Source organism: Lactobacillus sp., from assembly GCF_014803895.1.
Map to the genome: position 1 here is coordinate 1 of NZ_JAAVAU010000034.1, position 12966 is coordinate 12966.

At 32.8% G+C, this 12966-nt stretch carries 11 protein-coding genes, 1 tRNA gene and 1 pseudogene; 6 read left to right on the forward strand and 7 right to left on the reverse strand.

Features of this window, described 5'->3' with window-relative positions; translation table 11 throughout:
• The 3 genes and pseudogenes from HDR40_RS09730 to HDR40_RS09740 all read left to right on the forward strand — a co-directional run.
• Positions 1 to 227 (forward strand): annotated as a pseudogene (locus HDR40_RS09730) (ABC transporter permease); the annotation flags it as partial.
• Complete coding sequence (locus HDR40_RS09735) at positions 214 to 1593, forward strand: ABC transporter ATP-binding protein (protein ID WP_290626121.1); 1380 nt, start codon at positions 214 to 216, stop codon at positions 1591 to 1593. The pseudogene HDR40_RS09730 and the gene HDR40_RS09735, both read left to right, overlap by 14 nt.
• Entirely contained in the window at positions 1577 to 2227 is a 651-nt protein-coding gene (locus tag HDR40_RS09740; protein WP_290626123.1) for an energy-coupling factor transporter transmembrane component T, read from the forward strand. The genes HDR40_RS09735 and HDR40_RS09740 overlap by 17 nt, the downstream gene beginning before the upstream one ends.
• On the opposite strand, the gene rlmH is transcribed toward HDR40_RS09740, so the two are convergent.
• From rlmH to yycF, 7 genes are all read right to left on the reverse strand, one after another.
• Complete coding sequence (gene rlmH / locus HDR40_RS09745) at positions 2228 to 2707, reverse strand: 23S rRNA (pseudouridine(1915)-N(3))-methyltransferase RlmH (protein ID WP_290626125.1); 480 nt, start codon at positions 2705 to 2707, stop codon at positions 2228 to 2230.
• Positions 2708 to 3158: 451 nt separating this feature from the next.
• Entirely contained in the window at positions 3159 to 4373 is a 1215-nt protein-coding gene (locus HDR40_RS09750; RefSeq protein ID WP_290626127.1) for a trypsin-like peptidase domain-containing protein, read from the reverse strand.
• 108 nt (positions 4374 to 4481) lie between these two features.
• Complete coding sequence (locus HDR40_RS09755) at positions 4482 to 5279, reverse strand: MBL fold metallo-hydrolase (protein ID WP_290626129.1); 798 nt, start codon at positions 5277 to 5279, stop codon at positions 4482 to 4484.
• Between the two features lie 12 nt (positions 5280 to 5291).
• Positions 5292 to 6137 (reverse strand): two-component system regulatory protein YycI, encoded by an 846-nt coding sequence (locus HDR40_RS09760; RefSeq protein WP_290626130.1) that lies wholly within the window; start codon positions 6135 to 6137, stop codon positions 5292 to 5294.
• A complete protein-coding gene (gene yycH, locus HDR40_RS09765; protein WP_290626132.1) occupies positions 6127 to 7479 on the reverse strand; it encodes a two-component system activity regulator YycH in 1353 nt (450 codons plus the stop codon). Before yycH ends, HDR40_RS09760 begins: the two co-directional genes overlap by 11 nt.
• The gene (walK, locus tag HDR40_RS09770) at positions 7469 to 9325 is read right to left on the reverse strand and encodes a cell wall metabolism sensor histidine kinase WalK (RefSeq protein WP_290626342.1); all 1857 of its coding nucleotides are present in this window, start codon (positions 9323 to 9325) and stop codon (positions 7469 to 7471) included. Before walK ends, yycH begins: the two co-directional genes overlap by 11 nt.
• A gap of 46 nt (positions 9326 to 9371) precedes the next feature.
• Positions 9372 to 10079, reverse strand: a complete 708-nt coding sequence (yycF, locus tag HDR40_RS09775; protein WP_290626134.1) for a response regulator YycF — start codon at positions 10077 to 10079, stop codon at positions 9372 to 9374.
• Between the two features lie 135 nt (positions 10080 to 10214).
• Here yycF and HDR40_RS09780 point away from each other — a divergent pair.
• The 3 genes from HDR40_RS09780 to HDR40_RS09790 all read left to right on the forward strand — a co-directional run bounded on the left by HDR40_RS09780 (position 10215) and on the right by HDR40_RS09790 (position 12919).
• A tRNA-Lys gene (locus HDR40_RS09780) sits at positions 10215 to 10287 on the forward strand.
• A 180-nt stretch (positions 10288 to 10467) separates the two neighbouring features.
• Positions 10468 to 11496: an LCP family protein gene (locus HDR40_RS09785; protein ID WP_290626136.1), complete on the forward strand. Its 1029-nt coding sequence runs from the start codon at positions 10468 to 10470 to the stop codon at positions 11494 to 11496.
• Between the two features lie 82 nt (positions 11497 to 11578).
• On the forward strand, positions 11579 to 12919 hold the full coding sequence (locus tag HDR40_RS09790) for an FAD-dependent oxidoreductase (RefSeq protein WP_290626138.1): 1341 nt from the start codon (positions 11579 to 11581) through the stop codon (positions 12917 to 12919).
• Positions 12920 to 12966: the final 47 nt, after the last annotated feature.

The following is a 12966-nucleotide window of genomic DNA, read 5'->3' on the forward strand; positions in this document are numbered from 1 at the left end:
ACAAAATCTATAATACTTTTACACTCTTTTTATCAGCCACAACAACTACCATAGTGACTTATATCTATGATTTTTTTAAAAATGGTTATAATCAATATCCCCTCTATAAGATGGTTATTTACTTTGGTGTACGCTGGATTTCAATGATTATCTTTTGTTGTATTTTAGTCAAATTAATTATCAATTTATTAGAAAAAGCTCATATAATCAAAAATGATCAAAATTAATCAACTTACCTTTAATTATCAAAAACATAAAAATATTTTTGAAAAACTCTCCCTTCAAATTAAGTCGGAGAGTTTTTCTCTACTAGCCGGACCTACTGGCTGTGGCAAATCTACTTTATTGAAAATCATCGCTGGTCTATATCCTCAATTTGGTGGTCATATTAGTCATGGAAAAATAGAAAACTCATTCAACCACTGGGGAATGGTATTCCAAGACCCTGATAAACAATTCACAATGAAAACACCTTATCAGGAATTTATTTTTTCTTTAGAAAATTTGCAACTAACATCACAGCAAGCACAAATACGTATTGCTTTGGCTACTAAAGAGACGAATACTCAAGATTTACTTCACCGTGATTTTTTAACTTTGTCTGGAGGAGAAAAACAACGTATTGCTTTGGCCATTATTATCGCAATGGACTCTGACCTAATTTTATTAGACGAGCCATTTGCAAACTGTGATCCACTTAACAGAAAATTTTTACTTAATTACTTAGCAAAGCTTAAAAAAGCTGGTAAAACTATTATCATTACCGACCATAATTTAAACGGCTATGAAAAAATATGTGATCAAGTATTTTTATTTAAAACGGATAAAAAAATTATCTCCTTAAGTAGTGACCAAAAACGAGCTTTCTTTCAACAACAAATTTTTCCAAAGCTTACCTTTACATTACCTCAAAATGAGAAAGCAATTTTAAACTTTAAAGATTTCTCTTTGAGTCAGGGCAATAAAATATTAATTACTAAACAAGACTTAAAAATCTTTGAGGGTCACTGCACTCTTTTAAGCGGAGTAAATGGGGCTGGAAAAACTTCTTTATTTAAAGCACTTACCAAATTAATTCCTTATAAAGGTAAAATATTTTTTAAGGGAACTGATATAACCACACTTAAACGGAAAAATTATCTTACTCATGTAGCACAAGCTTTTCAAAATCCTAATGATCAGTTTTTAATGATTACTGTTAAAGAAGAAATTGAACTCAGTCAAAAATTGAGTAAAAAATTTACTCCTGTTCAAATTCAAAAATTTTTAGCCGAATTAAAACTTGATAATCTAACAGATGAAAGTGTCTATTCTCTTTCGGGTGGTCAAAAGAAAAAATTACAAATATTACTGATGATTTTAGCTAATCCTGATATTTTATTGCTTGACGAGCCATTTGCTGGTTTAGATACTCAAAGTATTACTAAAATCAGTGATTTATTAAGAACACAATTTCTTACAAAAGATAAAACTTTAATTATAATTAGTCATCAAAGTGACCAATTAGACTTATTATGTGACTATCATCTTGTCCTTGAAAATCAACATCTTCAATATACTACCGGAGGGTTAAAGAATGAATCCCAGTCTTAAATTATTTCTTGCCTTAATTATTTCCTTGGAAATATCTCTCAAGGCCAATCTTTTGGCAAACTTAATTGTGATTATCTTTTGTATAGCCTATTTATTATTTCACCATATTAAGTTTAAAACTTTTCTATTATTGCTCTTTGTACCACTGTTAGCAGCTTTTGCAATGTTTAGTAGTATTTATTGGTTTTCTCCTAATAAAAATACTACTTATGCTTGGGTACTTTTTACTCGAATTTACGTATTTACTTTTGCTGGAGGATGTATTAGCCAAACCACAAATATTAATGAATTAATTCGTTCCTTAGAACAAAATTTTAAACTTCCTAGCAAATTTGCATATGGTCTTTTGGCAGCTTTCAATGTTATTCCTAGAATTAAAGAAGAAGTACACCGTATTCAAGTGGCAGGAGAAATGCGTGGCTTACACCTTTCATTTTGGTCACCTAGATTATATTTTAAAGCTATCCTTATGGCTCTTAATTGGGCAGATGGACTTACTCAAGGTATGATTTCACATGGTTTCCGTGAAAATAAGCCACGTAGTATTATTAAACCCATTACTTTAACAAAAAAAGATTGGTTATCTTTTTTAACAATTTTGCTAATCTTTCAACCAATCTTATTTTTAAAATAATTATTTATGATAAGGACTACCATTATTAATCATAAATGCTCGATATATTTGTTCTGTTAAAACTAAGCGCATTAGTTGATGGGGCATAGTAAATTTACCAAAACTAATCAAATCATCAGCTCGTTTATTCACAGCATCACTAGTACCTAAACTCCCACCAATTACAAAGGTAATATCTGAATGTCCATAAGTTCCTAAATTTTGAATTTCTTTAGCAAATTCCTCGCTAGTTCTTTCTTTACCTTTAATTGCAGTTACGTAAACATATTCTTTGTCTTTAATTTTACTTAAAATTCTTTCTCCTTCAATCTCCTTTACCTTTTTCATTTCAGCTGGACTTAACTTTTCAGGAGCTTTTTCATCAGGAACTTGAATTATTTTCATCTTGGCATAGCGATCCATTCTCTTCATATATTCTGCAATACCATCTTTAAAGTATTTTTCTTTTAATTTGCCTACACATACAATTTTTATATTCATGATTCCCTCACTTAATTTTATTTATTTTCCATTTTAACTTGGTGAGCTGTGAAACGTCCAGACAATAAACCGAATTTTATACCCACAATATTTAGTTACAAAATTTAGTTACATACTATAAATTGTGGTTTAACTTGTGATTTATGTATTTTTTTATTAATTAATAAAAATCACAAAAATATCATTTGTGTTTTTGTGATTACTAACCATAAATAGCCTTTATACAAATAATTTACAGACAGATCTTTATATAATAAATAACATTATAGTCATATAAAGATAGATTTATCTTCATTTTTGTAAAAGGCTTTCTTTACTAGTTATACACAATCCACAGAGTTATCCACAGAACTTTCTGCATTTGTATTCAATCAAAACACGAACTTTTATCTGTTTCACAAATTTAATATACAGAAAAAGGACTCATTTTATTTCAGTGAGTCCTTTATTTTTATTTACTCAATGTTACACTCAAATTCTTAGTTTTACCATCACGAACTACTTGAACAGTTACATGATCTCCAATCTTATGAGCATATAAGACGGTATGTAATGACGCAAGATCTTTAATAGTCTTACCATCCACCTTAGTGATGATATCTCCACTCTTCATGCCTGCTTTAGAAGCACTACTATTCTTAGTTACAGAAGCAACGTAAACACCAGATTTTACACTAGATGGCACATTCAATTGCTTCTTACTATAGTCAGTTAATTCACTAACTGAAGCTACACGAACACCTAATTGTGGTCGAGTAATTTTACCATTTTTCACTAACTCATTGATAATTGTTACAACTTCATCACTAGGAATAGCAAAACCCATTCCTTCAACACTAGTACCATCACTAGATTGTGAAAGCTTCATAGAGTTGATACCAATAACTTGTCCTGATTCATTTACCAATGGACCACCAGAGTTACCTGGGTTAATAGCCGCATCAGTTTGAATAACAGTAGCCTGGTTAGTTACTTGTCCTGAGGAATTTGTTACATCAATCGTTCTACTCTTAGCAGAAATGATACCTTGAGTAACACTAGTAGCATATTGACTACCTAATGGTGAACCAACAGCAATTACTGATTGACCTGGTTCTACATTTTTAGAATTACCAAATTGTGCAGTTTGGGTTACATATTTACCATCAATAGTTAAAACAGCTAAGTCAGTTTCCGAGTCACTACCAACTTTTGTAGCTGTGACTTTTTTACCATTGCTTAGAATAACTTGAATTTCATCACTACCAGAAACAACGTGATTATTGGTTACAATATAGCCTTTACCATTAGATTTCATATAAATAACTCCAGAACCTTCACTATAAGTTTCTAGATTTGACTTAGAGTTACTTGATGAACTTGAAGAACTTTCATCAGAGTCACCAAAAATACCAAATAAATCACTTGATGAACTAGAGCTACTTTGTCTTTTTAAATTTACTACAGAAACAACAGAATTCTTAACCGCATTGAAAGCAGCAGTCATTTGACCAGAGCTTTTACTAGTATTTTTAACTGTTGTCACAGTTGGTGCAGCAGTTTGAGCACTATTTTGGCTTACTTGACTCATCCCAGCATAAGCAATTCCACCACCTAAAAGTCCAGCAACAACACCAACAATTCCAGTCTTCAATAGAGTATTATTTTTCTTTTTGTTTTCAGTCATTTCTCTTCCCTTTCTTGCATTGGTCTATATATATAAATGCATTATTTCTCACAATATCTATCATAAAAAGCAAATTTGAAGAAATTATGAAGATTTATTTTTAAATTACTAAATTTCCACCAAGTCGGTTGGCTTACTTGGAGCGGTATCATGAATTTGAACATCTCCTGGTAATTCTGCATCCCCATTAACCAAAATATCCCAAGCAGCTTCATGAGCTTTGTACTGGGTATTATTGTGCTGAGAACGATGAGCCAAAAAGATATTCTTGGTATTAGATTTCACTACGTCAAGTAAAGTCTCACCCGCTTGCTCATTCGATAAATGACCTACATCAGACATAATCCGCTGCTTAAGTGACCACGAGTAGGGACCACGCCGCAACATCATATCATCATAATTAAACTCTATTAAATATCCATCTGCAGCTTCAATTTGGCTTTTAACATTATTTGAAACATAACCTGTATCAGTTAAACAAGCAAATCTCTTTCCTCCACTAGCAAAAACATAATATTGTGGTTCAGCTGCATCATGACTAGTAGCAAAGCTTGTTACTTCCAAATCACCAAAAATTTTTGTCTTTCCCGATTCAAAAGTATTAATTTGATCTATTGGCAATTGTCCAATTTTATTACTATCAATCAAATATTGCCAAGTCCCTGCATTTGCAAAGGCATTAATTTGAGAATAACGTCGCATCAAAACTCCTAAGCCACCTGAATGATCTGTATGATCATGACTTAAAAAAACCATATCAATATCTTTGATATCCACACCAACATTGGATAAAAGAGTTTTAGTTTTTTTACCAGATATTCCAGCATCCATTAATACATTATGTTGCGGAGTTTGAATTAAAGTTATATTCCCCGAGGATCCACTCGCTAATACAGATACTTTCACAAAAATCACCCCTTAATCCTTAACTTCATCATCATTTTTTTCTTCAGAGGTAGTCTGTGGTTGAATAATTGTACTAGTAAAAGCATTTACACGTTTTACAGTCACTGTCTTTGAAGTATTATTTTCTATAGCTACTAACCATGACGGTAAAAAAATCACGCTTCCTCGAACTTGAGTTAGTTTAGTATAACCATATTTGATCCAAATCACTTTAGAATTATTCGGCAATTCACTGTAAGTATAAAGAGAATTAATTGCTTCTTTAGCACTAATAGTCGTTTGACGTTCTCTTACTGTAGAAACTTTATCAGTATAACGCTGGTAATAAGAGACAATTTTATTATCCTTTACCGTAATATGTAATCGTGCTCTCGTTGAATAAATTAAGCCATACGGCGTTTTTTGTAAGAAAATATAATCATTATTTTCAGATAACTCTGGTGAATAAACATATTCATCACCTTTATAAACATTTTTAGCATTGTTTTTAAAATTATTTAAATCTTTGATAGCTTTTTTCTTATCTGAACTAATTGCTACTGGATTATTAAGTGTTGCACTTACACTACTTTCGGTACTTGATGTTGTCACCGTCATCTGATCACCAACTTGACTTTGGGCTTTATTAATCCAAGTTTTATCAACTTTTGCAGCTAAATAATAACCATCCGATTCTTTATTACTAACATGAGGAATTTTAATATTATCCGCAGCCATTTCTTGTTGTAAATTATCTCCACTCGTAGTAGTCGTATTACTAGAAAGTAACGTAGGAATTTGGATAATTTCTATTCCTAGAAAAATATTAATTCCAATAAAAACAATTAGAAATATCCATTGGATTCGTTTAAAGTCCATCCTCTAATCCCTCCTTAGACTCTGATTTAGCCTGAGCACTTGAACCATTAAGAGGTGAAGCATCAATCCACTCTTTTAGTGACCGCCACTTTCCTTTAATTTTGGCATAATACGTTGGTTTTAAGTCCACTAATCGAGAACTGCTGTCACTATCAGCTTTTACAGTATAACCAACAATTATTCGACTGATATCTTTTTTGGCATAGCCGCTTTCAATCAAACTATTAAGCGCAACTTTAGTTGCTGGTAATGTAGTTTTTGAACCATTACTTGGAATTGGAATTTGCAAGTTTAAACTATTGAAGTTAATTTTCAAGCCACTTTTAGCAAACTTAATTTGGGCTCGTGTATTATAATTTCCTGGGAAAAAGACAGGATATTCTTCCACAAAGCTTTGATAAATCATTGTGTTGTTATCTGCATCAAAAAAGTGCAAATCTGGTTCACTTAAGCCAATTTTTCTAATATAAGATAAACTACTGCTTAGTTTTTTAGTAACTGATGTTGGTAGTTTATTTTCATTATAATTTACGTATTCATAATTATGACTCTTTTTAGCCGCAATTAATCGTTCATAAACTCCATTAGAATAAGTTATTGATGCTGAACTATTACGTTGATTAATTGAACCTGTTCCAAGTAAACGATAAACAAAGTATGAATCCGATTCTTGATCAGTCAAATAGCTATAATTAGGTAATTGTGTTTCTTTTTCATAAAAAGGTAAATAAGCATCACTTAATCGATGTAAGGCAACTGGAACTTGAGATTTAGCTTTCCTAATCTGCTTATAAAATTTATCAAATTTAACTTTACCTATTGCTACTTTATATACTGTATAATCTTTGTCATTTCCTAAGTAAAGGTATTTCTCAGTGGTATCGACCGGCACAAAAATACGATTGAACTCACCATTATTCGCTTTTTTTAGCTTAGTAAGAAAAAGCGAAATAGTAATTTGATCTGGGTAAGTAAGCTGAATATAACTTTGATTTTTAAGTAAATTATTATAATAAGTTTTATCTTTAGTTACTTTAATAGGTGTATTTTTTTCTAATGGTTGAGTCATCTTAGAAAACTGCAAGGGCAAATTTACTTGGCCTGCATAAACTTGATACAGTTGACTATTACGATAGTAAAAAAGTTTTGTAGGTATATAAATTTCACGTAAAGATTTTTGCCCTACATCTTTTTTGGTGGGAGACTGATTAGATGTTTGTTCAATTCGAGAAAAACGCGAATCAGATCCCCAAATATATGCTGATAATCCTATTGAAGTAAGTACCATTAGAATCAAACCAACAGTAAGACAAATATTACCTAGCTTATGTTTAAATTTCATCCCAACTAGCTCCTTCCTCAGATATTGGTTCAAACGGTAAGGAAATATAGAAGGTTGACCCCTTACCCTCTGCACTATCAGCCCAGATTCGACCATGGTGTTCTTCTACAATTTCTTTAGAAATTGCTAACCCTAATCCAGTTCCTCCTTGCTTACGAGAACGGGCTTTATCAACACGGTAGAAGCGATCAAAAATTTTATTTAAATCTTTTCTTGGGATACCTAATCCCTGATCGGAAATACTTAAAATGATGTGCTTATGTGATTGTAATAAGCGTACTGTAATCACTCCACCATCTGGTGAATACTTGATAGCATTATTCATAATATTATCAATTACTTGCATCATCTTATCAGTATCTATTTCTACCCATAGATCCTGCTTCGTAAATTCTCGCTTAATAGAATACTTCTTTACCTTATTTTTATTCTTTTCAGCATCATTTTTAATCATCATGTCAAAACGATTTAGAATATGATTAACAAAGTCAGTAATATTAACCCATTCAAGATCCATTTTAGCTACACCACGATCCATTCGTGATAAATTTAATAAATCATTGATCATTCGAATCATACGTTCTGTTTCATCCTGAACAACCCCTAAAAATTGAGGTGCAATATTGGGATCCTGCCAAGCCCCATCATTTAAGGCTTCCACATAAGCTCGCATACTTGTGAGTGGCGTTCTCAATTCGTGTGACACATTAGAAACAAATTGTTGCTGCTCACGTTCATTTTTCTGTTGTTCAGTAATATCATGTAACACACACACAAGCCCAGATACAAAGCCAGTAATTCTTTGAATCAACGAAAAGTTAGCATGTAAAATCATCTCGTCATGCGTACCGACATTCACCGGTACAATTAATTCTTGTTGAGTACTCATTAAGTCTTGAATCGTTACATCTTCTAGACCTAATAACTTCGTTATTGGACGGCCAATAACCTCATCTTCTTTTTTACCTAAAAAATCTAAGGCCGTTTCATTGATAATTGTAATATTACCGTGACGATCAGTAGCAATAACACCATCAGTCATGTGTGTTAATACATTATCTAATCGTCGCCTCTCACCATCAGAAATTTCTTGAGTACGTTCTATTCTTACTGATAACGTATTAAATGCTTTAGCCAACTGCCCTAACTCATCATCAGCATAAATATTCACGTGTCCTGAGTAATCCCCATCCGAAATCCTAATCGCTTGCCCAGTCATTTCCTCAATTGGTCTCGTTATTGCCCGAGAAATAAATATCGAAACAACAGCTCCTAAAAGCGCAGCAATCAATGAAGCAGTTAAAAACATTATCGATATATTACGAATATTGTTAAAAACACTCTGCATACTAGCACGAATAGAAATTGCACCAATGGTAGTATTAGTTCCATTTCCTAAAGTAAGTGGCGTTACCTGTACCATGTAATTACCATTATCATTAACAACTTTAGAAACTTGGCGCCCACTAGAAATTACTTTTTTAATATCAGAACTTGTATCGCGTTGACCTACTCGAGCTTGATCATTAACATTTGAAACTGCTCGAATAACACCTTTATTATCAACAATTGTAATTTGATTAATTGCATCATTACTGTAATTAGCCACAATTTTATTTAATTGTCGATTAGCACTTTGGGTGTTTGTTCGACTTAATTGCTCAGAAATTTGATTAGTAATAATATTTGGTATCTGAATAGATGTTTCAAAATTTCGAATCGAACTTTGTTCTAATTGCCTTGTAAAATAAGCACCAACAATTTCAATTGTTGCTAACAAAAGCAACATAAAGATCAATGCAATTTTAAAATTAATTGATGTAAAAATTCTCTTTATCTTTTTCACATTACTTACCCATACAAAATAAGGCCACTTCACGGTGGCCTTTCATTTACTCATCAGATGGATCTTTGACGTAGTATCCAACACCACGTCTCGTTACCAAAATAGTTGGTGAAGATGGATTATCTTCAATCTTTTCGCGTAAACGTCTCACTGTCACATCAACAGTTCTTACGTCACCAAAATAATCATAACCCCAAACAGTTTGAAGCAAGTGCTCACGAGTCATCACTTGTCCCATATGCTGGGCCAAATAATGTAGCAATTCAAATTCACGGTGTGTTAATTCAATTTTTTCACCATTCTTTTCTACAATATAAGCCTCTGGCATAATAACTAAATTACCAATTGAGATATTTTTATTTTCTTCATCATCATTAGCTTTTTGGCTAATATCACGACGACGTAAATTAGCTTTTACACGTGCTACCAATTCTCGATTAGAAAAAGGCTTAGTTACATAATCATCGGCACCCATCTCAAGCCCTAAAACTTTATCGATTTCAGTGTCTTTAGCTGTCACCATAATAATTGGCATATCGTGAGTTTTTCGTACCTCACGTGCTACTTCCAAGCCATCTTTTTTGGGTAGCATCAAATCTAAAATCATTAAATCTGGATTATATTCGTCTACTTTTTCAACAGCCTCTTCACCATCATAAGCTGTCTCAACATCATATCCTTCTTTAGTAAGGTTAAACTTAATGATATCCGAGATTGGTTTCTCATCATCTACCACTAAAATCTTTTTCGGCATAGGGTTTCCTCCTCATAATAATATCTTTATTATACTGTTTTTCAGGCTTGTTTTAAATTATTGCAAAAAAATTGTAAAAAAACTCTTGCATTTTTTATACTTAGCTGGCATAATATTATTTGTTGGTTGTCCAATGGGTGGTTAGCTCAGCTGGCAGAGCAACGGACTCTTAATCCGTGGGTCCAGGGTTCGATCCCCTGACCACCCATAATTATAAAGCATCGCTTCTGCGGTGCTTTTTTTGTGCTTTCATATACCTATTTTTAATACCTTATAAAGAATTTTTATATCAACGTAAAAAATTTTCAAAGTCTTTTATATCTATCTAGAAATTATTACTCCTACTATTTAAGCTAGAGTGCGAATAAAAAATTTGGAGGAAATAATTTTGAAAAAGAAAACTTTATTTGGTGTCCTAGGAATTTTGGTAGTTTTATTTATACTTGGCATCTCCGGATTTAGTTATATTCGTAGTACTACCAATAATATTTCTAGCAACCACTCTGCCCAAGATGAAAAAAGAATCGCAGAGGGTAAACCAATCTCAATCCTTTTACTAGGTACGGACGATGGAGCTCTTGGTCGTAAAGCAAGTACTACTGGCAATACTGATACTATGGAATTAATGACAGTTAATCCACAAACCAAAAAAGTGACGATTACTGCTATTCCTCGTGATACTTTAGTAAAAGTTAGTACCAATGAAGGACCCGACTATGTAAAAATCAACGCTGCTTATGCCCTAGGTGGTGCAAAATTAGCTGAAAAACAAGTGAGCGAATTATTGGATGTTCCTGTCCAATATTATGCCTTAGTAAATATGGGCATGCTGGAAAAAGTCGTTAATGCAGTTAATGGCGTTGAAGTAAATAATCCCTTTAAATTTACCTTTGAAGGTCATACCTACCCTAAAGGAAAGCAATATTTAAATGGTACGCAAGCTTTAGGCTATGCTCGCATGCGCTACGACGATCCGGATAATGATTATGGTCGGCAAAAACGTGGTCAACAAATCTTAATGAATGCTTTTGAAAAATTCCAAAAAACAGGCAATTTAATTACTGCTACCAAACTTGTCAACGCAGTCAAAGGTAATATCAAAACTGACATTCCTTTAGATAATTTTGCAGCTTTATACAATAATTATGTTAAAAATCTCACTACTATCCAAAACTATGGCCTTCGTGGTAAAAATGCCAAAATTAGCGGGCTAGATTTTCAAATTGCTACTAGCGAGCAAATTAACCAAGCTTCAAAAAATATTCGTGAAGCTCTAGGTCTAAAACCAGTTAATGTGGTTAATAATGAAACTAAATTAGTCAATATGCAAACCAGTTGGAACGGTACTACTAACATAGATTTCACTTTACCCAATACAGATGCTTACCAAACAGTCGAAAAAACGATCACTAAATAATTTTTAGGTTAATATTCATAGTTTTTTCAACCTAATTAGTTATACTGAAAGAGAATACAAAATTGTAATTAGGAGGTTTATTGTGAAAGTTATTATTATCGGTTGTACTCACGCAGGCACGATTACTGCAAATCAAATTTTAAGTACTCATCCAGATACCGAAGTTACTATCTATGAAAAGAACGACAACGTATCTTTCTTATCATGTGGGATTGCAACTTACTTGGGTGGCGAAACTAAGAATATTGACGACATGTTTTACTCAAGCCCTGAACTTTTAAGTAAAATTGGCGCTAGTGTAAAACTTGAACACGAAGTAACAAGTGTTGACTTAGCTAACAAATCCATTAAAGTTAAAGATTTAACCTCAGGTAAAGAAACTGAAGACCACTACGACAAGTTAGTTGTAACTACCGGTTCATGGCCTATCATACCTAATTTACCAGGTATCCATAGTAAGAATGTTTACTTGTGTAAAAACTATAATCACGCTAAAAAACTCTTTGAAGTTGCTAAAGATGCCAAAAATATCGTTGTTATCGGTGGGGGCTACATTGGTATAGAATTAGTTGAAGCTTACAGCAAAAATGGCAAGAACGTTACTTTAATCGATGCTCAAGATAGAATGCTCAGCAAATATTATGACAAACGCTATACCGATGAAGTAAGCAAAGATTTTGAAAAACATGGCGTAACAATGGCCTTTAACGAAATGGTAGCTAGTTTTGAAGAAAACGAAAACGGCATTACCATTAAAACTGATAAAAATACCTATAATGCTGATATCGCCATTTTATGTATTGGTTTCAGACCAAATACTGCTCTCTTCAAAGATCAACTTGAATTTAATAAAGATGGCTCAATCAAGACTAATGCCTATATGCAAACTTCTAATCCAGATGTTTATGGTGCAGGGGATGCAGTTGCAGTTCACTTTAACCCTACGAATAAAGAAGCCTATGTACCACTTGCAACTAATGCAATTAGACAAGGTACTTTAGTAGGAATTAATATTTTTGGTAATCATCAAGCTTATATGGGAACTCAATCAACTTCTGGTCTTAAACTTTATGACACTACACTCTCTTCAACAGGAATGACTTTAGATGCCGCATTAAAGGCTGGTTTTGATGCCGATAGTGTAACTTTTGAAGATAATTATCGTCCTGAATTTATGCCTAACGATACACCAATTTTAGGTACAGTAGTATGGAATAAGAGTAACAACGAGATCCTCGGTGCACAATTTATGAGCAAATACGACATTTCTATGTATGCCAATGCAGTGTCTGTAATGATCCAAAATCATAATACCATTAACTTTATGGCGATGGTTGATATGCTCTTTCAGCCTAACTTTGACCGTCCTTTTAACTTCATTAACTTACTTGGTCAACAAGCTGTAGCACAAGCTACTAAATAACATTTCTATGATTACTCAAGCGTTGTTTTATTAACAACGCTTTTTTC

Bases quoted from the DNA above. Each gene is read 5' to 3' on its own strand.
- HDR40_RS09735 (WP_290626121.1), top strand. From the start codon at position 214: ATGATCAAAATTAATCAACTTACCTTTAATTATCAAAAACATAAAAAT.
- yycF (WP_290626134.1), bottom strand. From the start codon at position 10,079: ATGCCGAAAAAGATTTTAGTGGTAGATGATGAGAAACCAATCTCGGAT.
- HDR40_RS09740 (WP_290626123.1), top strand. From the start codon at position 1,577: ATGAATCCCAGTCTTAAATTATTTCTTGCCTTAATTATTTCCTTGGAA.
- yycH (WP_290626132.1), bottom strand. From the start codon at position 7,479: ATGAAATTTAAACATAAGCTAGGTAATATTTGTCTTACTGTTGGTTTG.
- rlmH (WP_290626125.1), bottom strand. From the start codon at position 2,707: ATGAATATAAAAATTGTATGTGTAGGCAAATTAAAAGAAAAATACTTT.
- HDR40_RS09760 (WP_290626130.1), bottom strand. From the start codon at position 6,137: ATGGACTTTAAACGAATCCAATGGATATTTCTAATTGTTTTTATTGGA.
- HDR40_RS09750 (WP_290626127.1), bottom strand. From the start codon at position 4,373: ATGACTGAAAACAAAAAGAAAAATAATACTCTATTGAAGACTGGAATT.